The organism is Burkholderia sp. ZZQ-2, assembly GCF_050768715.1.
GTDB classification, from domain to species: Bacteria; Pseudomonadota; Gammaproteobacteria; order Burkholderiales; family Burkholderiaceae; genus Burkholderia; species Burkholderia cepacia.
Window position 1 is genome coordinate 1 of sequence record NZ_LDVA01000193.1, and the last position, 22,113, is coordinate 22,113.

Below are 22,113 nucleotides of genomic sequence, written 5' to 3' on the forward strand. Positions count from 1 at the left end.
GGGCCTGACCACGCGGGAGCTCGTCGACTGGCTCGCCGCCGAACCGGCCGAGCCGTTCGACGTGGCCGTCACGTCGCTCGGCGTCAACGACGTGACGGGCGGCGTGCCGCCGGCCCGCTGGCAGGCGCAGCAGGCCGAGCTCGTCCGGCTGCTCGCCACGCGCTTCCGGGTCGGCCACGCGATCCTGTCGGCGGTGCCGCCGATGGAGCGCTTTCCGGCGCTGCCGCAGCCGCTCGCGTGGTATCTCGGGTTGCGCGCGAAACGGCTCAACACGGCGCTCGCCGGCTGGGCCGCCACGCAGCCGCACTGCACGTTCCTGCGCGTCGAGCTGCCGCTCGAGCGCCATCTGATGGCCACCGACGGCTTCCACCCCGGCGCTGCCGCCTGCACGGTGTGGGCCACGCAAGTCGCTGCCGCCGTGCTGCGCCGGACGGCCGCATGACGCGGCACGGCGCCCCGGCACCGGCCTTTCACCGCGCGGGCCGGCACGCAAAACCCGCACGGTCGGCACACGGGCCCGAGCAAAATGCCGGCTTTCCTTGCGCAAGTGCCGCATCGCACCGCGCGTGTCGCCCGAACGCCCCGGTACGAGCGGCGGCGCCATGCCAAAATAGCCGGTCGTCTTCGCGCCGTCTCGGCGCACCATCCTTTAGTTTCCTTCGCAGCCAGGGATTGCCATGTCGTCATTGCTCAGGATTGGTTTGATGGGTTTCGGTTTCGCCGGCGCGACGTTCCACGCGCCGGTCATCGCCACGAGCGGCCGCACTGAAGTCGCCGCGATCGCGACGGGGCAGCCCGATCGCGCGCAGGCCGCGTATCCGGGCGCGCGCGTCGTCCCCGATCTCGACACGCTGCTCGGCCTCGACGACATCGAATGCGTGGTGATCGCCACGCCGAACGACACGCACTTCGCGCTCGCGCGCCAGGTGCTCGAAGCCGGCCGCCACGTGGTCGTCGACAAGCCCGTCACGCTCACCGCCGACGAGGCGCTTGCGCTCGCGCGGCTCGCGAACGCGCGCAGCCGGCTGTTCGCGCCGTTCCACAACCGCCGCTGGGACGGCGATTTCCTCACCGTGCGCCGCATCGTCGAATCGGGCGAGCTCGGCCGGCTCACGTATTTCGCGTCGCACTTCGACCGCTTCCGCCCGACGCCGCGCACGCGCTGGCGCGAGGAGCCCGCCCGCGGCGGCGGCCTGCTGCTCGACCTCGGCCCGCACCTGATCGACCAGGCGCTCGCGCTGTTCGGCCTGCCCGAAACGGTGGGCGCGACCGTCAAGACCCGTCGCGACAACGGCACGGCGCCCGATTTCGTGCACCTGCAGCTCGGTTATCCGGACAAGGAAGTGGCGCTGCATGCGAGCGCGCTGTCGGCGATCGAACCCGCGCGCTTCACGCTGCACGGCACACGCGGCAGCTACCAGAAGTTCGGGCTCGACACGCAGGAAGACCAGCTCAAGGCCGGCCTCACCGCGGATGACGTCGAATTCGGCGGCGGCAACCCGCCGGGCCTGCTGCGCGTGCTCGACGGCGAGGTCGAGGTCGAACGCCCGGTGCCGACACTCGACGGCCAGTACGCGGAGTTCTACCGCGCGCTCGCCGCGTCGATCCGCGACGGCGCGCCGTTCCCCGTCACCACGCAGGATGCCGTCGACGTGATGACGATCATCGAGCTCGCCGCGCAGAGCGAGCACGACGGCCGCCGGCTGCCGTTCGTGCGCCGCACGATCTGACACCGCGCGCCGGCCGGTCACGGCCGGCCGGCATGCGCGGCCGGCCCGGCGGATTCGATTACAGGAACATTCGGTTACAAATGCCGGGGGAACGAAAGTCAGCGTCCGACCAGTCTGACGCGTTTCTCGAAAAAGTCGATCCGACACCAATCCGTCTGGAGAATGTTGATGCAACGGTTGATTCGCGCAGCAGCGTGCTGCGTCCTGGTTTCCTCGCTTGCGGCCTGTATCGTGCAGCCGCAGCAGCCGGTTCGCCCGGCCCCTCCGCCGCGGCCGAATCCGCAGGTCGTCGCGAACGAGCGGATGCAGCAGATCCAGGGCCGGATCGACAACCTGCACCGCCGCATCGATGCGCGCGTGAACGGCGGCTACTACCCGCCGCCGTACGGCGCGCAGCTTCACCACCGCCTCGACGTGATCCGCCAGGAAGCGAACGACATGTCCGCGCAGCACAGCGGCGGCCTGTCCGGCGACGAGCAGCGCGTGCTGAACCAGGAACTCGACACGGCCGCGCGCGCGATCGGCGAGTAACGCACCGGCGCCCGCCGGCGCGGAAAAAGCGGCGGCACCGGTTGCCGCCGCTTGTCGCGAAGCGACATTCTTTTGCTCAAATTGACAAGGCCCACCTGCTCGCGTACAGTCGCCCGCACGCGTCGGGAGAGCGTGTGACCGTGCTGTTCCAGCCGGTTGCGCCGCCGAAGGGGCACACCCGCAAACTCTCAGGCAAAAGGACCGACCGCGTCGGGGAACCTCGTCCGCGCATCGCGCGGGCCACACACTCCCCGCACTCTGGAGAGCGGCAGTAGCCCGCAGCGCATAGGCTGCGCGGGCAGGCTGCCCACCGAAGGGGCGCGCGTTCGCCAGGCCTGGCCGGCAGCGCAATCTCTCAGGTATCGAGGACAGAGGGGCATGTACCGGATCGCTCGCAGGCCGTCGGCCGCGGTGGTCGGCACATGGCCGTTCTGATCCGCGCGCAAGCGCCTTGCCTGAGGCCTCGATGACTGCACTGAATCACACCCCGCTCAACGCCGCGCACCGCGCGCTCAATGCCCGCATGGTCGACTTCGGCGGCTGGGACATGCCCGTCAACTACGGCTCGCAGATCGAAGAACATGAAGCCGTGCGCACCGACGCCGGCATGTTCGACGTGTCGCACATGTGCGTCGTCGATTTCACCGGCAGCCGCGTGCGCGCGTTCTTCGAGCACGCGATCGCGAACAACGTCGGCAAGCTCAAGACGCCCGGCAAGGCACTCTACTCGTGCCTGCTCAATCCGCAGGGCGGCGTCATCGACGACCTGATCGTCTACTACTTCACCGAAGAATTCTTCCGCGTCGTCGTCAACGCCGGCACGGCCGAGAAAGACATCGCGTGGTTCAACCAGCTGAACGAGCAAGGCGGCTACGGCGTCACGATCGCGCCGCGCCGCGATTTCGCGATCATCGCCGTACAGGGCCCGAACGCCCGCGAAAAGGCCTGGGCGACCGTGCCCGCCGCGCGTGCCGCGACGAGCGAGCTGAAGCCGTTCAACGCCGCGCAGGTCGCCGGCACGCCGTTCGGCGATCTCACCGTCGCACGCACCGGCTATACCGGCGAAGACGGCTTCGAAGTGATCGTCCCGGCCGTGCACGTCGAAGCGCTGTGGAACGCGCTGCAGCAGAACGGCGTGCGCCCGTGCGGGCTCGGCGCGCGCGACACGCTGCGCCTCGAGGCCGGCATGAACCTGTACGGCCAGGACATGGACGACACCGTCTCCCCGCTCGACGCGGGCCTCGCGTGGACGGTCGACCTCGGCGCGCCGCGCGACTTCGTCGGCCGCGCCGCCCTTGAAGCAAACGGCACCCGCGCCGCGTTCGTCGGCCTGATCCTGCAGAAGGAAAACGGCAAGGCGGGCGGCGTGCTGCGCGCGCACCAGAAGGTCGTCACGCCGCACGGCGAAGGCGAGATCACGAGCGGCACGTTCTCGCCGTCGATGCAGGAATCGATCGCGTTCGCGCGCGTGCCGGCGGCCGTCCAGATCGGCGACGTGGTCCAGGTGCAAATTCGAGACAAGAATCTTCCCGCGCGCGTGGTAAAACTGCCGTTCGTGCGCAACGGCAAGGTCCTCGCTGCGTAACGGCCGGGAGGCCCGCCTCCCGGGAAGCCGGGAGATGGCGCCTGGCGCAACACCACCCGGCGCGCCCCGGCGGCGCGCCAGCAAAACGAACAAACCCTTTTATCAGGAGCATCCGATGAGCAACGTCCCGGCCGATCTGAAGTACACCGACGAACACGAGTGGATCCGCACTGAAGCCGACGGCACGCTGACGGTCGGCATCACCGATCACGCGCAGAACACGCTCGGCGACATCGTTTTCCTCGAACTGCCGGCCGTCGGCAAGCAGGTGAAGGCGGGCGACGCGATCGGCGTCGTCGAATCGGTGAAAGCCGCGTCGGACATCTATTCGCCGGTGTCGGGCGAGGTGGTCGCGATCAACGCGGACGCCGTCGACACGCCGGAAGAAGTGAACAGCGACGCGTACGACACGTGGCTGTTCAAGATCAAGCTCGCCGACGGCGCATCGACCGACGGCCTGCTCGACGCCGCCGCCTACAGCAAGCTGATCGACTAATTCCCTTACCCGAACCGCGCGACGCCGGCCGCCGGCCGGCCCGCGCGGGACCAGAGTCACGCCATGAAGCTCGAACACCCGGACCGCCTGATGAACCGCACGCCCCTCTCGCTCGCCGCGCTCGAAACGCACGACGCGTTCGCCGAACGCCACATCGGCCCCGACGCCGCCAGCCAGCAGGCCATGCTCGACACGCTCGGCTTCGCGTCGCGCGCCGCCCTGATCGACGCCGTGATCCCGGCCTCGATCCGCCGCGCCGAAACGCTGCCGCTCGGCCCGTTCGCGCAGCCGAAGAGCGAGGCCGAAGCCCTCGCCGCGCTGCGGGTTCTCGCGGACAAGAACCAGGTGTTCCGCTCGTATATCGGTCAGGGTTACCACGACACGCACACGCCGGCCGTGATCCTGCGCAACGTGCTCGAAAACCCGGCGTGGTACACGGCCTACACGCCGTACCAGCCCGAAATTTCCCAGGGCCGCCTCGAGGCGCTCCTGAACTTCCAGCAGATGGTCGCCGACCTGACGGGCCTCGCGATCTCGAACGCGTCGCTGCTCGATGAAGCCACCGCCGCCGCCGAAGCGATGACGCTGCTGCAACGCACCGGCAAGCCGGCATCGAACGTGTTCTACGTCGCCGACGACGTGCTGCCGCAAACGCTCGAAGTGATCCGCACGCGCGCGCTGCCGGTCGGCATCGAGGTCAAGACGGGCCCGGCCGCCGACGCGGCGCAGGCGAATGCGTTCGGCGTGCTGCTGCAATACCCGGGCGTGAACGGCGACGTGCGCGACTACCGCGCGCTCACCGAAGCGATCCACGCGGCCGGCGGCCACGTGGTCGTCGCGGCCGACCTGCTCGCGCTGACCGTGCTGACGCCGCCCGGCGACTGGGGCGCGGACGTCGCGATCGGCAACACGCAGCGCTTCGGCGTGCCGATGGGCTTCGGCGGCCCGCACGCCGCGTATCTCGCGGTGCGTGACGAATTCAAGCGCCAGATGCCCGGCCGCCTCGTCGGCGTGACGGTCGACGCGCAGGGCAAGCCCGCGCTGCGCCTCGCGCTGCAGACGCGCGAACAGCACATCCGCCGCGAGAAGGCGACGTCGAACGTGTGTACCGCGCAGGCGCTGCTCGCGATCATGGCCAGCATGTACGCGGTCTACCACGGCCCGCACGGCCTGAAGACGATCGCGCTGCGCGTGAACCGCATCGCGGCCCTCTTCGCCGCCGGCGTGAAGCAGCTCGGCTTCGCGACCGTCAACGACACGTTCTTCGACACGCTGACGATCGATACCGGCGCGCGCACCGCGCAGGTCCACGAACTCGCGAAGGCCAAGCGCATCAACCTGCGCCGCGTGAGCGACACGCAAGTCGGCGTGTCGGTCGACGAAACGACGACGCGCGACGACCTCGCCGATCTCCTCGCCGTGTTCGCGCAGGCCGCGGGCGGCACCGCCCCGGCCGTCGATGCCCTCGACGCGGGCCTTGCCGGCGTTGCCGCGCTGCCGGCCGGCCTCGAGCGCACGAGCGCGTACCTGACGCACCACGTGTTCAACCGCCACCATTCCGAAACCGAAATGCTGCGCTACCTGCGCAGCCTGTCGGACAAGGATCTCGCGCTCGACCGCTCGATGATCCCGCTCGGCTCGTGCACGATGAAGCTGAACGCGACGTCGGAAATGCTGCCGGTCACGTGGCCCGAATTCGGCGACATCCATCCGTTCGCGCCGGCCGAGCAGACCGTCGGCTACCGCGAGATGATCGACCAGCTCGAGCAGATGCTCGTCGCGGCCACCGGCTACGCGGCCGTGTCGCTGCAGCCGAACGCCGGCTCGCAGGGCGAGTACGCGGGCCTGCTGATCATCCACGCTTACCACGCATCGCGCGGCGAAGCGCACCGCGACGTGTGCCTGATCCCGGCGTCCGCGCACGGCACGAACCCGGCGTCCGCGCACATGGCCGGCATGAAGGTCGTGGTCGTCGCCTGCGACGCGCAGGGCAACGTCGACATCGCCGATCTCAAGGCCAAGGCAGACGAGCACGCGAAGGACCTCGCGGCGATCATGATCACGTATCCGTCGACGCACGGCGTGTTCGAGCAGAACGTCCGCGAGATCTGCGAGATCGTGCATGCGCACGGCGGCCAGGTGTACGTCGACGGCGCGAACATGAACGCGATGGTCGGCCTGACCGCGCCGGGCCAGTTCGGCGGCGACGTGTCGCACCTGAACCTGCACAAGACCTTCTGCATCCCGCACGGCGGCGGCGGCCCGGGCGTCGGCCCGGTCGCGGTCGGCGCGCACCTCGCGAAGTTCCTGCCGAACCAGCGTTCGACCGGCTACTCGCGCGACGAAAACGGCATCGGCGCGGTGTCGGCCGCGCCGTACGGCTCGGCGTCGATCCTGCCGATCTCGTGGATGTACATCGCGATGATGGGCGCGAAGAACCTGACCGCCGCGACGGAAACCGCGATCCTCAACGCGAACTACATCGCGAAGCGCCTCGCGCCGCACTACCCGGTGCTGTATTCGGGCCCGGGCGGGCTGGTCGCGCACGAGTGCATTCTCGACCTGCGCCCGATCAAGGAATCGAGCGGCATCACCGTCGACGACGTCGCGAAGCGCCTGATGGATTACGGCTTCCACGCGCCGACGATGAGCTTCCCGGTGCCGGGCACGCTGATGGTCGAGCCGACCGAATCGGAATCGCAGGAAGAACTCGACCGCTTCATCGCCGCGATGATCGCGATCCGCGAGGAAATCCGTGCGGTCGAGGAAGGCCGCGCCGACCGCGAGGACAACCCGCTGCGTCACGCCCCGCACACGGCGGCCGTCGTCACCGCGAACGAATGGCCGCACGCGTACTCGCGCGAGCAGGCCGCGTACCCGGTCGCGTCGCTCGGCACGAACAAGTACTGGCCGCCGGTCGGCCGCGCGGACAACGTCTACGGCGACCGCAACCTGTTCTGCTCGTGCGTGCCGATGTCGGAATACGCATAACGCACACGAGGCCAGGAGCCGTCCGATGGTGCCCGCACCGCACGCAACCCGGGGTTGCGTGCGGTTTTTTTGTTCGCCGCTCGAACCCGTGCACGTTCGTGCGCCAATCCGGCTAACATCACACGCGATCCAGCCAATGAAGGAGTTCCGCATGGTGCGTCCGATGTTTCCGGGCCATGGTGCACTGCAAGGGCGGCCGCGCGCGCGCCGCTTCGTGCCGATGTTCGTCGCGTCGCTGTCGTTGGTCGCTGCCGGCCTCGGCGCGTGCGGCAGCGCGCGCGCGGCGATGAATTTCTGCGCGGCGCCGGCCCTGCAGGCGAGCGAAACGACGCAGGCCGAGCCGGGCGTCCAGGCGCTGATCCGCAGCGTCGACGCACGCATCGGCGAGCAGCCGAAGGCGATGGCGCGCGTGCACACCGAGGGCACGCTGCCGCACGAAGGCATCTACGACCAGAGCGCCGCCGCGCTGAAGGATCTCGACCTGATGCGCGATGCCGCGCTCGCGTGGCGCGTGACGAACGCGCCGCGCTACCTGCAGCTCGTCGACCGCTTCCTGTCCGCGTGGGTCGGCACCTACCAGCCGAGCTTCAACCCGATCGACGAGACGCGTTTCGACAGCCTGATCGTCGCGTACGACATGACCGCAAGCGCGCTGCCGGTGAAGACCCGCAACGCGACCGCGGCGTTCATCGCGAAGCTCGGCGCCGGTTATGTCGCGCAGATCGACGCGCAGAAGCGCCCGCTCACCGGCACCTGGCGCAACAACTGGCAGAGCCACCGGATCAAGCTGATCGCGCTGTCCGCGTTCACGCTCGGCGACCGCAGGATGATGAACGCCGCGCAGCGGCTGTTCGTCGAGCATCTGGCCGACAACATCGGCCCGGACGGCAAGACGTGGGACTTCGAGGAGCGCGATGCGCTGCACTACGCGGTCTACGACCTGCAGCCGCTGGTGACGGCCGCGCTCGCCGCGCGCCGCTTCAACCGCAACTGGCTGCGCGAGCGCGGTACGAACGGCGCGACCCTCGAGGCCGCGCTCGACTGGCTCGTGCCGTACGCGCTCGGCGAGAAAACGCACGAGGAATTCGTGAATTCGCCGGTGCCGTTCGACGCGAAGCGCCGCGAAGCCGGCCTGCCGGGCTACACGGGGCAGTGGGACCCGAAAAACGCCACCGAACTCTTTCATCTGGCCGCGCGGCTCGACGGGCGCTATGCCCGCGTCGCGCAGCAACTTTCCCCAACGCCGCCCGCATGGCTCGCCGCGTGCCTGCCATTGCAGGCGCGCTAGCACTACTCTTAAAGCAAGGCAGGAATCGAAATGGCAGTCAGCGTCTTTGACCTCTTCAAGATCGGTATCGGTCCGTCCAGTTCGCATACGGTCGGGCCGATGCGCGCGGCGCTGATGTTCGTCCAGGGCCTCGAGCGCGACGGGATGCTCGACGCGACCGCCCACGTGAAGGTCGAGCTGTACGGCTCGCTCGGCGCCACCGGCAAGGGCCACGGCACCGACCGCGGCGTGATGCTCGGCCTGCTCGGCGACGCGCCCGACACCGTCGATCCCGACACGATCGACGCGCGGCTGGAAGACGTCCGCCAGTCGAAGAAGCTCGCGCTGCTCGGCACGCACCCGGTGCCGTTCGTGCTGAAGGAGAACATCGCGTTCTACCGCCAGGCGCTGCCCGAGCATCCGAACGGGATGAAGCTGCGCGCGAGCGACGCGAACGGCGCGGTGCTGGTCGAGCGCACCTACCTGTCGGTCGGCGGCGGCTTCGTCGTGACGGCCGGCGCGCCGAACACGAAGGTGCTGAGCGCGGCCGAGCAGATGACGCACCCGTTCCGCACCGGCGCCGAGCTGCTCGCGCTGACCGAGTCGACCGGCAAGTCGATCGCGCAGCTGATGTGGGAAAACGAGCGCGCGTGGCACACCGAGGAAGAGACGCGCGACGGCCTGCTGAAGATCTGGGCGGTGATGCAGTCGTGCGTGTCGCGCGGCTGCGGAATCGGCAACCCGGATGCCGACGGCAACCTGCCCGGCCCGTTCCAGGTCAAGCGCCGCGCGCCGCAGCTGTACCGCACGCTGACGGGCAGCCCGGAGCGTGCGCTGCAGGATCCGCTATCGATGATCGACTGGATCAACCTGTACGCGATCGCGGTCAACGAGGAAAACGCGGCCGGCGGGCGCGTCGTGACCGCGCCGACCAACGGCGCGGCCGGCATCATCCCCGCCGTGCTGCACTACTACACGCGCTTCACGCCGGGCGCGAACGAGCAGGGCGTGATCGACTTCCTGCTCACCGCCGCCGCGATCGGCATTCTCTACAAGCTGAATGCGTCGATCTCCGGCGCGGAAGTCGGCTGCCAGGGCGAAGTGGGCGTCGCGTGCTCGATGGCCGCGGGCGCGCTCGCGGCCGTGCTCGGCGGCACGCCGCAGCAGGTCGAGAACGCGGCCGAGATCGGGATGGAGCACAACCTCGGCCTCACCTGCGACCCGGTCGGCGGGATGGTGCAGATTCCCTGCATCGAGCGCAACGCGATGGCGTCGGTGAAGGCGGTCAACGCGGCGCGCATGGCGTTGCGCGGCGACGGCTCGCACTACGTGTCGCTCGATTCGGTGATCAAGACGATGCGCGAGACCGGCGCCGACATGAAGACGAAGTACAAGGAAACGTCGCGCGGCGGGCTCGCGGTGAACATCGTCGAGTGCTGATGCCGGTTCGGCGGTCATGCGGGGCGGATCGATGTCCCGCCTGACCGCCGGGCTCGATGCCCGACATCAATCGTTCAGCCAGTTCTCCAGCCGCAATCCCGGATAGCTGACGAAATCCCGCTCGTTATTGGTCACGAGCGCAACGTCGAGCGACACCGCGTGCGCGGCGATCAGCTTGTCGAGATGATCCCTCTTCCGCTCGCGGGTTGCGTCGCGGACCGGACCGTACGCTTGCGCCGCCGCGACGTCGAACGGAGCAACGGGGATATCGTCGATCAGCGCGGCGAGATGGCGACGCTCCCGCGCAGGATTCGCACATGCGGCGACGCCGTACTCGAGCTCGGCATACGTGATCGCCGACATCACCACATCCCCCGTGTAGCACTGCGCAAATCGTTTCGCGACTTGCTCGGGCTGGTTCTTCACCAGATAGATGCACATGTTGGTGTCGAGCATGTAGCGCGGCATTACAGTTCCTCGCGATCGGCCTGCTCCTGGTCGCCGCGCCCTTCGGCCATGAAATCCGGCCCGAATTTCGCGAACTTCTCGAGTACGCGGGTCAACGGCCGCCGCATCGGTCGAATACGGATTTCGTCACCGATACGCTCGATTTCCAGTTCGATATCGTTACGCTCATAGGCGAGGTCGGCAGGAATTCGCACGGCCTGCGAGTTGCCGTTCCGAAATACTTTCGTCGTGTGCATGTCGATCTCCGCACGGATGTACATGGGATGTACATTATCCGATGCGGTCTGCGATGTAAATCCATGTGTGTACATAACATGCGTTCCCGTGAAATCCTTCATCCGCTGCTCGACGCCGACTTGCGGATATCGGGCATCACGGCCACTGCCGTCGCGCATGCAGCACGCGGAGGATCTCGACGATCCCCTCAGCCGGTCTGATGCGATACACGAGCACGTAGTTCGGCGCGACCACCAGTTCGCGCGTGCCGGCCACTCGCCCTTGCCGATACAGCTCTGCACGGGCCGGCAACGTGGCGGCCCTTTGTTCCAGCAGTTCGTCGAGTTCGATTGCGGCCTGCGGGTCGTCCTCGCCGATGTAGTCCATGATCGCGGCGCGATCCTCGTACGCCTTCGGATTCCAGTGCAGCGCGAGGGTCAAGAAGCATCCCCTCGCCTGCCCGCGAGCCGTTCACGCAGCGCCGCACGGCGCGACGCGAAGTCGGCGCTCACCTCCGCGTCGGGAATCGACGCGCGCGGATCGTCCAGCGCCTGCTGCACCTGCTCGCGAAACCAGCGATCGTGGGCCGCTGCCTCGTGTGCCGCCTTCAGCGCAGCTGCGCGATCGGGCCGGGTCGCGCGGCAGGCCGCATCCGGGTCGAACGTGGACGCGTCCACATCGAACCGGCTGATGCCGATGTCGCGCAGAAAGCCGACCAGCGTTTCAAAGCGGCGAAACACCCGCACGTCGCCGCGTTTCGCCGACAGGAAACGTTCGTGCGCACCGCAACGGGCGGAAAGTGCCCAACCGTTGCCGCACCCCACCACGCGGGCCGCGCTTACGGCGCCGGCTTTGACAAGCTCCGTCAGCATCTTTTGATCGATCGTTTCGGTTGTCATGGCGATCCTCGATCCCTTTATCCATCCGTTCGTTGAAATTTTACTATTGCCTGGCTGCCCATTTTATTGTTAATCGGCGCCCACTTTCAGCGGACAAACAGGCATTGGGTCCAGCTTCGCATCCATGGCAATCACTTTTCACCTTCGCGCACGCCGACACAAGCCGGCCGTTCGGCCACCCGAAGCCACGACGCGCGCCGCGAACCGCCCCGCGTTCCGACACTTTTCTCCGGCCGGCGTACCGGCGCCCCGCCGACAGGCGTAAGCTGTACGTCCCGCTACCCAGGGAGACGGCAGCCCATGTCGCATTCCAAGGATCTCGAGCAGCCCGCCACCACCGGCGCGCGACTGCTCGTCGATGCGTTGCTCGCCAATCACGTCGAACGCGTGTTCTGCGTGCCCGGCGAGAGTTTCCTCGCCGTACTCGATGCGCTGGCGGACGACACCGCGCGCATCCAGACGGTCGTCTGCCGCCACGAGGCGGCCGCCGCGAACATGGCCGAGGCGGTCGGCAAGCTGACCGGCCGCCCCGGCATCGCGTTCGTCACGCGCGGGCCCGGCGCGACCCATGCGTCGATCGGCGTACACACCGCGTTCCAGGATTCGACGCCGATGATCCTGTTCGTCGGCCAGTGCGCGCGCGAGCACCTCGACCGCGAAGCCTTCCAGGAAATCGACTACCGGCGGATGTTCGGCCAGATGGCGAAATGGGTCGCGCAGATCGACGATCCGCGCCGCATTCCCGAGTACCTGAGCCATGCGTTCCACGTCGCGACCGCCGGCCGGCCCGGCCCGGTCGTGCTCGCGCTGCCGGAGGACGTGCTGTCCGAAGCCTGCGCGCCGCAGCCCGTCGTGCCGGCCGCGAAACGCGTCGCGGCCGCGCCGTCGGCCGCGCAGCTCGACGAGCTGCGCGAGCGGCTCGCGCGCGCCGAACGTCCGTTCGCGATCGTCGGCGGCAGCGGCTGGACGCCCGACGCGTGCGCGAACCTGCGCACCTTCGTCGAGCGCTGGCAGTTGCCGGTGGCCTGCGCGTTCCGCTACCAGGACACGATCGACAACGCGCACCCGAACTATGCGGGCGATGTCGGGCTCGGGATCAACCCCGCGCTCGCGAAGCGCATCCGCGACGCCGACCTGCTGCTCGTGATCGGGCCGCGCCTCGGCGAAGCGACGACCGGCGGCTACACGCTGCTCGACATCCCGAAGACACGCCAGACGCTCGTTCACGTGCACCAGGGCGCGGACGAGCTCGGCCGCGTGTATGCGGCCGACCTGCCGATCGTGTCCGGGATGCCCGAGATCGCCGCGCCGCTCGCCGCGCTCGAGCCGCCCGAGCACCCCGCGTGGGCCGGCAGCGCCGCCGACGCGCATCGCGCGTATCGCGAATGGCATGCGCCGCTGCCGATGCCCGGCGACGTCCAGCTCGGCGACGTGATGGTGCAGTTGCGCGAGCGCCTGCCGCACGACGCAATCCTCACCAACGGCGCGGGCAACTATGCGATCTGGCTGCATCGCCACTTCGCGTACCGGCACTTCCGCTCGCAGCTCGCGCCGACGAGCGGCGCGATGGGCTACGGGCTGCCGGCCGCGCTCGCCGCGAAGTCGCTGTACCCGTCGCGCGCCGTCGTCGCGCTCGCGGGAGACGGCTGCTTCATGATGGCCGGCAACGAGTTCGCGACCGCGATGCAGTACGGGCTGAACATCGTGGCAATCGTCGTCAACAACGGGCATTTCGGCACGATCCGCATGCATCAGGAGCGCAACTACCCGGGCCGCGTGCACGGCACGGGGCTCACGAATCCCGATTTCGCCGCGTATGCGCGCGCATTCGGCGCACATGGCGAGACCGTCGAGCGCACCGCCGATTTCGCGCCCGCGCTCGAACGCGCGCTGACCTGCGGGCTGCCCGCGCTGATCGAGATCCGCATCCCGCAGGACGCCAGCACGCCGGCCGCGACCCTCGAGCAGATCCGCGAACAGGGCCGCCGCGCGCGCGGCGGATGACGGTGAGCACGCACGCCGCGCCGCCTGCCGGCGCGCTGTCGCACGACGACGCGCTCGCGCTCCCCGGCACGCTGCTCGCACCGGACGGCACGCTCGTCGCGCCCTACGACCTCGAGCACGGCGACGCGCGTGCCGCCGGCCACGTCGCGGCCGCGCCCGCGCGCGGCCTGCTGCACGCGGCGCACCGGCCGTTCCGGCTCGACTATGGCCGCGCACGGCAGGTGCACGTGATCAACGGGATGGGGGTCACGCTCGGCGATTCGGTGATCGGGCTCACCGCCCTCGCCGCGCTGCGCGCAGCGCACCCGGGCCTGGGCTTCACGCTGTACCGGCCTGCCCGCGCGCCGCGCTACGTCGATGCGCTGTACGCGCTCGCGGCCGACATCGTCGCGCCGTCGCGCGCGCTGCCGTACCCCGCCGACGCGCTGCCGGCGGACGCGCCGTGCATCGACGTCGGCAATCACCTGTACTGGCCCGCGTTCGCGCGGTTGCCGATGATCGATTTCTTCCTCGACGCGCTCGGCGTGGAGCCTGCCTCGGTGCCGGCGTCGGCCAGGCGCAACCGCTGGCTCGCGCGGCTGCCGTTGCCCGCGTTGCCCGCGCAGTGGCAGCGTCCGTACGTGCTGTTCTGTCCGAACGCGAGCACCGCGTTGCGCAGCGTGCCGCCTGCCCTCCGGGCAACGTTCGTCGAACAGCTGGCCCGGCGCTACGGCTTGCCGGTGGCCGGGTTCGGGCCGGTCGCGCATCCCGCGTATGTCGACGTGAGCGCCGATGCGGCAGGCGATACGGCCCGGTTCATCGCATGGGTCAAGGGCGCCAGCCTGCTGTTCGCGCCCGACACGGCCGCGCTGCACCTCGCCGACGGTTTCGACGTGCCGACGCTCGCGTGCTTCACGACGATCGGGCCGGCGCTGCGCGTGCGCGACTATCCGCATTGCGTGCCGGTCGCGCTCGACGTGCCGGCCGAATTGCGCGGGCTGCATCGCAGCGAGCGGCCGGCCGATCTCGCGGCGGTCGAGGCCGCTTACCGGGCGATCGACTGGGACACGCTGGCCTGGCCCGCGCCGCGCAAAGCCGCGGAGATCGCCGCGCAGGAAAACCGGACTGCGTGGCCGAAAGCGCAATAGCGTGCCCGCGCCGCCTGAGCCTGAGCCTGAGCCTGAGCCTGAGCCTGAGCCGCCGGAGCCGGAGTCCGAGTCCGAGTCCGAGTCCGAGTCCGAGCCTGAGCCTGAGCCAGGCTCACCCCGACTGCCGCCCCGCGCTCACCCCGCCACCATCACCGCGCGATCGCGCAGCGTCTCCGACGGCCGCTTGCCGAACAGCCGCCGGTAATCGGTCGCGAACTGGCTGAGATGCCAGAAGCCCCACGCCTCCGCAACGTCCTGCACCGAACCGGCCGCGCGGCCGCACAGGTCGCGCCGCGCACCGTTCAGCCGCAGCGTGCGCAGGTAGGTGGCGGGCGCCATGCCGAGCACGTCCTGGAAGCAGTACTGCAGCGTGCGCCGGCTCACGTGCAACTGCTCGCACAGTTCGGGCACGCCGACCGGGCGCGTGCGGTGCGCGAGCACGTAGTCACGCGCCTGTTCGACGATCCAGCGGCGCATCGACGGCGCGCGGCCGGCATCGTCGTCGGCCGGTTGCGCGCACACGTCGAACAGCGCGGCCAGCACCTCGGCCTGCAGGTCGTCGCGCTGCGCATCGGCCAGCGGGCCGGCCATCGCCACCGCCCCGTCGAGCCGGCGGCCGAGCAGCGCGCACAGGCGCGCGAGCCGCGCATCGCCGACCTGCATCACGCGCTGCGTGAACAGCCCCTCGTCGAGTGCGCGGTGTTCGACCTCCTCCGCATAACGGCGCAGCACGTCGCCGCGCACGACGATCCCGTAGATCGAGAACTGCGCGGGCGTCACCAGTTCGAATTCGACGTTGCCGGGCCGGAACGCGAGCGCGCCGGGCCCGATGCGGCACGCATCGACGCGCGCGGTGCCGTCGCTCACGAGCGGGATGCCGAACCAGTACGCATCGCCGCGCACCTCGCATGCCTGGCGCAGCAGGTGGCTCGTCGATTCCCGAAACAGTTTCATCGTGTCGAGCGGCAGCTCGGTCAGCGTGCCGACGAAACGGCCGGCCGCGAGCTGGTCGTAGGTCTGCCGCCAGCCGATCAGGTTGCGCGCCTGCTCGTCGGCGTCGTGCGCGACGCTGACGACCGCCTGCCCGGCCAGCGCATCGTCGCCCTGCGCGTTGCGCCGCGTGTCTTCGGCCGTCGGTTCTTCGCTATACGCCACGTGTTGGTCCATCGTGTCCTCCCTCACCTGCCCGGAACCGCGTCTGTCACGCAAGTCCCGTGCCGAACCGCGCGGTTCGGCGCACGGCCCGTCATTCCACGTTGCCCGGCCGTTGCGCGCCATCCGGGCGCACCCGAAGGCGGCGTGGCGCGCACGCCGCCGGTGCGATCCGCGCGACGACCGCGCATCTCGACCGCCGCCGGCCACCGAATCCCGGCTACCCGGCCGGCTTCAGCCGGACGACCCGCGTGCCGCAATTGCCATACGCCTGCGCGACCGCCAGCTCGACGATCGCGCTTCCGGCCGGCCAGGGCGCCGCGTCGGCTTCGGGCAAATCGGCGCGCAGCGTCGCGCGACCGTTGATCCGGTAGCGGATGCCGCGCACGAAGTCGACGAACAGCAACCCGACGCCGCTGCCGTCGCATGCCGCCGCATCGATCCGGCCCCCGGCGCCGGGGGCGGCAGGCAACGCGAACCGCAGCGTCTTCGTGTCGATCACGCGGACGACCGGCAGCAGATCGCCGTTCGCATCGCGCATGCCCGGCACGATGTCGCAGCTCACGGATGTGCGCGAGCCGCCTGTGGTGGCGACGAACATGAACGGCTGAGATTCGACGAACTGCCGCACGCCGATGCTCACGCGTGTCGTCACCACGTCGCTCATCCGCTCGGCTTCGTCGGCCACGCCGAAGCGGTGCTGCGCGTCGAGTTCGCCCGCATGGAACACGGGGTGACGCGGAAAGGATCGGGGCAGTTCTGCCATGCTGGTTTTCGTTACACGCATCGGCGCGCCGTGCCGCAGCGACGACACGACGGCCGGTATCGTTTCCGGCGCCGGCCGCGACGATGCCCGGCCGACGCCGGGGGTCGGATGTCGAAGTCGAAAATGGCGAAGTGCCGGGTGGCCGGGTGGCCGGGTGGCCGGGTGGCCGGATAGGCCGACGGTCACCAGCCGATAGCCGGTAGCCGCCGCATCGCACCCGCATGTGCAACGCTCGACGGACGGGCAAACGTCACCCGACCATCGAACGTCGAACGCAGCCAGTGCGCCACGCGCCCCACCAACGAACCCCGGCGATCGTCCCGGCCGGCGCTACCCTGCCGGCCGATCCCGGCGCTCCGCCACTGCGTCGACGCCCCGGGTCAGAAGAACCCGAGCGCCTCGGCCTGGTAGCTGACCAGCAGGCACTTCGTCTGCTGATAGTTCGACAGCGCCATCTTGTGCGTCTCGCGGCCGATCCCCGACTGCTTGTAGCCGCCGAACGCCGCGTGCGCGGGGTACAGGTGGTAGCAGTTGGTCCACACGCGGCCGGCCTCGACCTCGCGGCCCATCCGGTACGCACGCGTGCCGTTGCGCGTCCACACGCCCGCGCCGAGCCCGTAGAACGTGTCGTTCGCGAGTTCGATCGCTTCCTGCTCGTCCTTGAACGTCATCACCGACGCGACCGGCCCGAAGATCTCTTCCTGGAACACGCGCATCTTGTTGTTGCCGAGCAGCATCGTCGGCTTCACGTAGTAGCCCGTGTCGAGGCCGGCGGCCGGCGCCGTGCGTTCGCCGCCCGTCAGGCATTGCGCGCCTTCGCCGCGGCCGATGTCGATGTACGACAGAATCTTGTCGAGCTGCTGCTGCGACGCCTGCGCGCCGATCATCGTCTGCAGGTCGAGCGGGTGGCCGGCCTTGATGCGCTCGACGCGCGCGACCGCCTTCTCGATGAACTTCTCGTAGATCGATTCCTGGATCAGGATCCGCGACGGGCACGTGCACACCTCGCCCTGGTTCAGCGCGAACATCGCGAGCCCTTCGAGTGCCTTGTCGAGGAACGCGTCGTCCTGGTCGAGCACGTCGGCGAAGAAGATGTTCGGGCTCTTGCCGCCCAGTTCGACCGTCGACGGGATCAGGCTGTCGGCCGCCGCGCGCAGGATGTGCTTGCCGACCGGCGTCGAGCCCGTGAACGCGATCTTCGCGATCCGCTTGCTGGTCGCGAGCGCTTCGCCCGCTTCCTTGCCGAAGCCGTTCACGATGTTGATCGTGCCGGCCGGGAACAGGTCGCCGATCAGCTCCATCAGCACGAGCACCGACGCAGGCGTCTGCTCGGCCGGCTTCATCACGACGCAGCAGCCGGCCGCGAGCGCCGGCGCGAGCTTCCATGCGGCCATCAGCAGCGGGAAGTTCCACGGGATGATCTGGCCGACGACGCCGAGCGGCTCGTGGAAGTGGTATGCGACGGTGTTGTCGTCGATCTCGGAGATGCCGCCTTCCTGCGCGCGGATGCAGCCCGCGAAGTAGCGGAAGTGGTCGATCGCGAGCGGCAGGTCGGCCGCCATCGTCTCGCGCAGCGGCTTGCCGTTGTCGATCGTCTCGGCCACGGCCAGCAGCTTCAGGTTCTTTTCCATCCGGTCGGCGGCGGCGAGCAGCAGGTTCGCGCGCTCGGCCACGGACGTCTTGCCCCACTTGCGGCGCGCGGCATGCGCGGCGTCGAGCGCCAGCTCGATGTCGTCGGCGCCCGAGCGCGGAATGCGGCAGAACGGCTGGCCGTTGATCGGCGACACGTTCTCGAAATACTCGCCTTTCACCGGCGGAACCCACTTGCCGCCGATGTAGTTGTCGTATTGCTGACGGTACGGGTATTCGACGTCGAGGCCCAGTTGCTTCAGGTCAAACGGGTTCATACATGTCTCCTGTTCATCGTGCTTGTGTGCGTACAGCGCCGGTTGGATCGCGCTGCATCCGTTTACGCAACATGCGTGCCAAACCGGACGGAAGCACGGCGACCACGGCCGGCCCGCGTGCGCACCGTGCCGTGTTCACCCACGCAGCACGGCGGGTGTACCCATTCTGAACAGCGCGATTGCGCAGCAGCCGGGCCGGTGTGCGAAATTTCCACAGTGCGCGGGCGCGCGTGCAGGCGGACGCCGGCCGCGACGCGTGGCATGTCGCTTGCGTGCGCATCGTGCATTCCCACGCAACGGCGAGTGCGCCGACCGACACCATGAGCGACCGCGGCCCCCTGACCGACGACGCCATCGCGTTCATCCGCGAGCAGGCGTTCCTGATCGTCGCGACCGCCGACGAAGGCGGCAACAGCGACTGCTCGTACCGCGGCCGCCAGCCGCGCGCCGACGGCTCGTTCGAGCCGCTCGTCGACATCCCCGACCGCCGCACGCTCGTGCTGCCCGACTTCGCGGGCAACAACCTGTTCAACACGATCGGCAACCTGCTCGTGAATCCGGCCGTCGCGCTGCTGTTCGTCGATTTCGTGCGCCAGACGACCTGGCTCGTGCAGGGCCGCGCGACGATCGACGAGGATGCGCAAGGCCGCGCCCACCTGTGGCCGGACGCGCGGCGCTATGTGGTGGTGGAAGTGGAACGGGCGCAGGCGCGCGCGGATGCGGCGCTGCCGCCGCTGGTGCTGGCGTGATTCACGGGATGCACTGAACGGATCGTCGGCTTGCGATGCAAACGACGATGAAACGACGCGGCGCTCCGGCTGCCGTGGCCGAAGCGCCCGTGCATGGCGATACGCCGCTCAACGCCCGTGCGTTTCCGTGCAGGCCGCATCGATCCGGTTGCGCACCGGCACGTCGGCATGGGCGTGCCCGTCGGTGCCGTCGCCCGCTTCCGCAGCCACCCGCCGCCCGCCGAGAAACACGAACACCACCACCGCACACAACACGGTGACGACCGCCAGCCCGATCAGCAACCGGTCGAATGCATGCGCGTAACTCGCGAGCAGCGCCGCCTGGCCGACACCCGGCAATGCAGCCGCCGCGCCCGCGAGATCGCCGGTCGCGAGCCGCGCGGCCGCACGCAGCGTCGCATCGGGCGTGCCGGCGGCGCCCGCCGCCTGTCGCAGCCCCGTCTGCGCGAGTGCGGCCAGTACCGCGCCGACGATCGCGAGCGCGATCCCTTCGCCGGCCACGCGCGTCGTGCTGAAGATGCCCGTCGCCATCCCCGCGCGCTCCTTCGGCACGACGCTCACCGACAGCCCGTCCATCAGCCCCCACGGCATGCCGGCCCCGACGCCGATCGCGAGCATCGGCGCGATCGCCGCCGGCCCCGCGCCGCCGCGCAGCGCGACGTCCAGCCACACCAGCCCGGCCGCCGCGATCAGCAGCCCGAGCCCCGAGATCACGCCGGCCGACAGCCAGCGCGTGAGCGTCGCCGCGACCAGCGGCACGACCAGCATCGGCGCGGAAATCGCGAGCATCAGCCAGCCGGCGTCGATCTCGCTGAAGCCGTCGATGCCGATGAAGCGCAGCGGCAGCACGACGAGCAGCACGATGTAGCAGCAGCAGGTCGACACCGGCAGCACCTGCACGCCGACGAAGCGCGCGATCCGGAACAGCGACAGGTCGAGCATCGGCCGCGCGACCCGCGTCTCGATCGCCACGAACGCGCAGGCGCCGAGCGCCGCGCCGGCCAGCAGCGCGATCACGAGCGCGTTCGACCATCCGCGTGCGGGGGCCTCGATCACGCCGAACGTGAACAGCGTCAGCGCGGCGGTGAACGCGGCCGTGCCGGGCCAGTCGAGCCCCGTCGCGTGCGGGTCGCGCGACTCGTGCATGCGCGGCAGCCCGAAGCCGAGCGACAGCCCGCCGGCCACCGCGCTCGTCACGAAGATCGTGCGCCAGCCGCCGTGCCCGATCAGCGCACCGGCCAGCACGGGCCCGAACGCGAGCCCGATGCCGAAGGTCGTGCCGAGCAGGCTGAATGCGCGCGTGCGCGCCGCGCCGTCGAACTCCTGCGCAAGCGCGGCCGTGCCGCCCGCGAGCGCCGCGGCCGCCGCGAGCCCCTGCGCGGCGCGCAGCAGGTCGACCGCGAGCATCGACGGCGCGAACGCGAGCGCGACCGACATCAGCGTGAAACCGCCGACGCCGATCGCGAACACGCGCTTGCGGCCGAACTGGTCGGCCAGCGCGCCCGCCGCCATCAGGCAGCTGCCGAACGCGAGCATGAACGCGTTGGTGATCCAGTTCATCGCGACCGTGCCGCCGTGCAGGTCGCGGCCGATCGCGGGCGTCGCGACCGCGCCGCCCGAAAACGACAACGGCAGCGCGACGGCGGCCATGCAGACGGCGGCCAGCACCCACGCGCGCCGGCGTGCCGACTGCGTCGATGCGGCTGAAAAAGGCTGATCCATCATCGCTCCTCTAAAGGCCGGCGCGGATGCGCCGTCAGAGCGACAGAAGATAAATCCGATTCAATCGAAGAAAAACCACGCGAAGTTCCGCATATACCGGACTAGAATTCCGCAATTCACTTCACCGCGCGCGTCGTCGAGCGCGCTTCGATTCGATGGAAAACCTGTCCGGCATCGTCGCGTTCGTCCGCACCGCCGAAGCGCTGAGCTTCGTCGCGGCCGGCCGCGCGCTCGGCATCTCGGCGTCGGCGGTCGGCAAGACGATCGCGAAACTCGAACAGTCGCTGGGCGTGCGCCTGTTCAACCGCACGACCCGCCGCGTCACCCTCACCGAAGAGGGGCGCCACTTCTACGAACGTTGCCAGCGGATCCTCGAGGATTTCCGCGACGCGGAAGCGACCGTGACGGCGTCGGCGCAGCGCCCGCGCGGCAGGCTGCGCGTGAGCCTGCCGGTGATCGGCTACCGGTTCCTGCTGCCGGTGCTGCCCGAATTCCGGCAGCGCTACCCGGACGTCGAGCTCGATCTCGATTTCAACGACCGGATGGTGGATGTCGTCGAAGGCGGCTTCGACGCGGCGATCCGCAGCGGCCCGCTGTCCGATTCGAGCCTGATGTCACGGCGGCTCGGCCCGTTTGCGTTCGTGCTGTGCGCGACGCCCGCGTATCTCGCGCGGGCCGGCACGCCGCGCACGCCGCGCGATCTCGAAGGGCACGAATGCGTGCGCTACTGCTTCCCGACCACCGGCAAGCTGCAGGACTGGGCACTCTCGGCCGCCGACGGCACGCCGCCGAAGCTGCGCACCGCGCTGACCTGCAACAACATGGAAGCCCTGCGCGGCACCGTGCTCGCGGGGCTCGGCATCGGCTACATGCCCGACTTCCTCGCACGCGACGCGCTCGAACACGGCGCGCTCGTCACCGTGCTCGACGACTACCGGATCGCGCCGGGGCAGTTCTCGATCGTGTGGCCGTCGAGCCGGCAGTTGTCGCCGAAGCTGCGCGTGTTCGTCGATTTTCTGTGCGAGCGGCTGTTCAGGTAGCCGGGTAGCGGGCGCCTCGACAG

The 22,113-nt window shown here is 69.5% G+C and carries 20 protein-coding genes and 2 riboswitches; of the genes, 12 read left to right on the top strand and 8 right to left on the bottom strand.

Annotation, left to right across the window (positions count from 1 at the left end):
- From ABY44_RS12840 to ABY44_RS12875, 8 genes are all read left to right on the top strand, one after another.
- A partial coding sequence (locus tag ABY44_RS12840; RefSeq protein WP_431641267.1) for an SGNH/GDSL hydrolase family protein occupies nucleotides 1-442 on the top strand: 442 nt, incomplete at its 5' end.
- Between the two features lie 235 nt (nucleotides 443-677).
- Nucleotides 678-1,730, top strand: coding sequence for an oxidoreductase (locus tag ABY44_RS12845; RefSeq protein WP_027788670.1), 1,053 nt, complete (start codon nucleotides 678-680; stop codon nucleotides 1,728-1,730).
- 168 nt (nucleotides 1,731-1,898) lie between these two features.
- Nucleotides 1,899-2,261 carry a hypothetical protein gene (locus ABY44_RS12850; RefSeq protein ID WP_027788671.1) on the top strand — a complete coding sequence of 121 codons (363 nt, stop codon included), beginning with the start codon at nucleotides 1,899-1,901 and terminating at the stop codon, nucleotides 2,259-2,261.
- A 113-nt stretch (nucleotides 2,262-2,374) separates the two neighbouring features.
- Nucleotides 2,375-2,475: riboswitch (glycine riboswitch) on the top strand.
- A 34-nt stretch (nucleotides 2,476-2,509) separates the two neighbouring features.
- Nucleotides 2,510-2,643: riboswitch (glycine riboswitch) on the top strand.
- Between the two features lie 84 nt (nucleotides 2,644-2,727).
- Entirely contained in the window at nucleotides 2,728-3,846 is a 1,119-nt protein-coding gene (gene gcvT / locus ABY44_RS12855) for a glycine cleavage system aminomethyltransferase GcvT (RefSeq protein ID WP_059694458.1), read from the top strand.
- 115 nt (nucleotides 3,847-3,961) lie between these two features.
- Nucleotides 3,962-4,342, top strand: coding sequence for a glycine cleavage system protein GcvH (gene gcvH, locus ABY44_RS12860; RefSeq protein ID WP_027788673.1), 381 nt, complete (start codon nucleotides 3,962-3,964; stop codon nucleotides 4,340-4,342).
- 63 nt (nucleotides 4,343-4,405) lie between these two features.
- The gene (gene gcvP / locus ABY44_RS12865) at nucleotides 4,406-7,333 is read left to right on the top strand and encodes an aminomethyl-transferring glycine dehydrogenase (RefSeq protein ID WP_060174969.1); all 2,928 of its coding nucleotides are present in this window, start codon (nucleotides 4,406-4,408) and stop codon (nucleotides 7,331-7,333) included.
- 151 nt (nucleotides 7,334-7,484) lie between these two features.
- The gene (locus ABY44_RS12870; RefSeq protein ID WP_060174968.1) at nucleotides 7,485-8,621 is read left to right on the top strand and encodes an alginate lyase family protein; all 1,137 of its coding nucleotides are present in this window, start codon (nucleotides 7,485-7,487) and stop codon (nucleotides 8,619-8,621) included.
- A 30-nt stretch (nucleotides 8,622-8,651) separates the two neighbouring features.
- Nucleotides 8,652-10,040: an L-serine ammonia-lyase gene (locus ABY44_RS12875; RefSeq protein WP_027788676.1), complete on the top strand. Its 1,389-nt coding sequence runs from the start codon at nucleotides 8,652-8,654 to the stop codon at nucleotides 10,038-10,040.
- Nucleotides 10,041-10,106: 66 nt separating this feature from the next.
- Here the strand turns inward: ABY44_RS12875 and ABY44_RS12880 are convergent, their stop codons facing one another.
- From ABY44_RS12880 to ABY44_RS12895, 4 genes are all read right to left on the bottom strand, one after another.
- On the bottom strand, nucleotides 10,107-10,508 hold the full coding sequence (locus ABY44_RS12880; protein WP_060174967.1) for a type II toxin-antitoxin system VapC family toxin: 402 nt from the start codon (nucleotides 10,506-10,508) through the stop codon (nucleotides 10,107-10,109).
- Entirely contained in the window at nucleotides 10,508-10,744 is a 237-nt protein-coding gene (locus ABY44_RS12885; protein WP_027788678.1) for an antitoxin, read from the bottom strand. The genes ABY44_RS12880 and ABY44_RS12885 overlap by 1 nt, the downstream gene beginning before the upstream one ends.
- Before the next feature lie 136 nt (nucleotides 10,745-10,880).
- A complete protein-coding gene (locus ABY44_RS12890; protein ID WP_027788679.1) occupies nucleotides 10,881-11,165 on the bottom strand; it encodes a type II toxin-antitoxin system mRNA interferase toxin, RelE/StbE family in 285 nt (94 codons plus the stop codon).
- Nucleotides 11,162-11,623 carry a hypothetical protein gene (locus ABY44_RS12895; protein WP_027788680.1) on the bottom strand — a complete coding sequence of 154 codons (462 nt, stop codon included), beginning with the start codon at nucleotides 11,621-11,623 and terminating at the stop codon, nucleotides 11,162-11,164. The genes ABY44_RS12890 and ABY44_RS12895 overlap by 4 nt, the downstream gene beginning before the upstream one ends.
- Nucleotides 11,624-11,923: 300 nt before the next feature.
- On the opposite strand from ABY44_RS12895, the gene ABY44_RS12900 reads away from it, so the two are divergent.
- Together ABY44_RS12900 and ABY44_RS12905 are read left to right on the top strand one after the other, a co-directional pair.
- The gene (locus ABY44_RS12900) at nucleotides 11,924-13,627 is read left to right on the top strand and encodes a thiamine pyrophosphate-binding protein (protein WP_060174966.1); all 1,704 of its coding nucleotides are present in this window, start codon (nucleotides 11,924-11,926) and stop codon (nucleotides 13,625-13,627) included.
- Nucleotides 13,624-14,754, top strand: a complete 1,131-nt coding sequence (locus tag ABY44_RS12905) for a hypothetical protein (RefSeq protein ID WP_060174965.1) — start codon at nucleotides 13,624-13,626, stop codon at nucleotides 14,752-14,754. Before ABY44_RS12900 ends, ABY44_RS12905 begins: the two co-directional genes overlap by 4 nt.
- 135 nt (nucleotides 14,755-14,889) lie before the next feature.
- On the opposite strand, the gene ABY44_RS12910 is transcribed toward ABY44_RS12905, so the two are convergent.
- The 3 genes from ABY44_RS12910 to exaC form a co-directional block, all read right to left on the bottom strand.
- Nucleotides 14,890-15,921 (bottom strand): helix-turn-helix domain-containing protein, encoded by a 1,032-nt coding sequence (locus tag ABY44_RS12910; protein WP_060174964.1) that lies wholly within the window; start codon nucleotides 15,919-15,921, stop codon nucleotides 14,890-14,892.
- A 205-nt stretch (nucleotides 15,922-16,126) separates the two neighbouring features.
- Nucleotides 16,127-16,672: a hypothetical protein gene (locus ABY44_RS12915; RefSeq protein WP_060174963.1), complete on the bottom strand. Its 546-nt coding sequence runs from the start codon at nucleotides 16,670-16,672 to the stop codon at nucleotides 16,127-16,129.
- Between the two features lie 380 nt (nucleotides 16,673-17,052).
- Nucleotides 17,053-18,579, bottom strand: coding sequence for an acetaldehyde dehydrogenase ExaC (gene exaC, locus ABY44_RS12920; RefSeq protein ID WP_021163584.1), 1,527 nt, complete (start codon nucleotides 18,577-18,579; stop codon nucleotides 17,053-17,055).
- 320 nt (nucleotides 18,580-18,899) lie between these two features.
- On the opposite strand from exaC, the gene ABY44_RS12925 reads away from it, so the two are divergent.
- Complete coding sequence (locus tag ABY44_RS12925) at nucleotides 18,900-19,328, top strand: pyridoxamine 5'-phosphate oxidase family protein (protein WP_230942725.1); 429 nt, start codon at nucleotides 18,900-18,902, stop codon at nucleotides 19,326-19,328.
- Between the two features lie 108 nt (nucleotides 19,329-19,436).
- Here ABY44_RS12925 and ABY44_RS12930 read toward each other — a convergent pair whose 3' ends face one another.
- A complete protein-coding gene (locus ABY44_RS12930; protein ID WP_060174962.1) occupies nucleotides 19,437-21,050 on the bottom strand; it encodes an MFS transporter in 1,614 nt (537 codons plus the stop codon).
- Nucleotides 21,051-21,205: 155 nt separating this feature from the next.
- Here ABY44_RS12930 and ABY44_RS12935 point away from each other — a divergent pair, with 155 nt between their 5' ends.
- A complete protein-coding gene (locus ABY44_RS12935) occupies nucleotides 21,206-22,090 on the top strand; it encodes a LysR family transcriptional regulator (protein ID WP_060174961.1) in 885 nt (294 codons plus the stop codon).
- Nucleotides 22,091-22,113 lie beyond the last annotated feature (23 nt).

What these genes read in the sequence shown, in the direction of transcription:
- ABY44_RS12845 (WP_027788670.1), top strand. Translation starts at nt 678, where the DNA reads ATGTCGTCATTGCTCAGGATTGGTTTGATGGGTTTCGGTTTCGCCGGC.
- ABY44_RS12850 (WP_027788671.1), top strand. Translation starts at nt 1,899, where the DNA reads ATGCAACGGTTGATTCGCGCAGCAGCGTGCTGCGTCCTGGTTTCCTCG.
- gcvT (WP_059694458.1), top strand. Translation starts at nt 2,728, where the DNA reads ATGACTGCACTGAATCACACCCCGCTCAACGCCGCGCACCGCGCGCTC.
- gcvH (WP_027788673.1), top strand. Translation starts at nt 3,962, where the DNA reads ATGAGCAACGTCCCGGCCGATCTGAAGTACACCGACGAACACGAGTGG.
- gcvP (WP_060174969.1), top strand. Translation starts at nt 4,406, where the DNA reads ATGAAGCTCGAACACCCGGACCGCCTGATGAACCGCACGCCCCTCTCG.
- ABY44_RS12870 (WP_060174968.1), top strand. Translation starts at nt 7,485, where the DNA reads ATGGTGCGTCCGATGTTTCCGGGCCATGGTGCACTGCAAGGGCGGCCG.
- ABY44_RS12875 (WP_027788676.1), top strand. Translation starts at nt 8,652, where the DNA reads ATGGCAGTCAGCGTCTTTGACCTCTTCAAGATCGGTATCGGTCCGTCC.
- ABY44_RS12880 (WP_060174967.1), bottom strand. Translation starts at nt 10,508, where the DNA reads ATGCCGCGCTACATGCTCGACACCAACATGTGCATCTATCTGGTGAAG.
- ABY44_RS12885 (WP_027788678.1), bottom strand. Translation starts at nt 10,744, where the DNA reads ATGCACACGACGAAAGTATTTCGGAACGGCAACTCGCAGGCCGTGCGA.
- ABY44_RS12895 (WP_027788680.1), bottom strand. Translation starts at nt 11,623, where the DNA reads ATGACAACCGAAACGATCGATCAAAAGATGCTGACGGAGCTTGTCAAA.
- ABY44_RS12900 (WP_060174966.1), top strand. Translation starts at nt 11,924, where the DNA reads ATGTCGCATTCCAAGGATCTCGAGCAGCCCGCCACCACCGGCGCGCGA.
- ABY44_RS12905 (WP_060174965.1), top strand. Translation starts at nt 13,624, where the DNA reads ATGACGGTGAGCACGCACGCCGCGCCGCCTGCCGGCGCGCTGTCGCAC.
- ABY44_RS12910 (WP_060174964.1), bottom strand. Translation starts at nt 15,921, where the DNA reads ATGGACCAACACGTGGCGTATAGCGAAGAACCGACGGCCGAAGACACG.
- ABY44_RS12915 (WP_060174963.1), bottom strand. Translation starts at nt 16,672, where the DNA reads ATGGCAGAACTGCCCCGATCCTTTCCGCGTCACCCCGTGTTCCATGCG.
- exaC (WP_021163584.1), bottom strand. Translation starts at nt 18,579, where the DNA reads ATGAACCCGTTTGACCTGAAGCAACTGGGCCTCGACGTCGAATACCCG.
- ABY44_RS12925 (WP_230942725.1), top strand. Translation starts at nt 18,900, where the DNA reads ATGAGCGACCGCGGCCCCCTGACCGACGACGCCATCGCGTTCATCCGC.
- ABY44_RS12930 (WP_060174962.1), bottom strand. Translation starts at nt 21,050, where the DNA reads ATGGATCAGCCTTTTTCAGCCGCATCGACGCAGTCGGCACGCCGGCGC.
- ABY44_RS12935 (WP_060174961.1), top strand. Translation starts at nt 21,206, where the DNA reads ATGGAAAACCTGTCCGGCATCGTCGCGTTCGTCCGCACCGCCGAAGCG.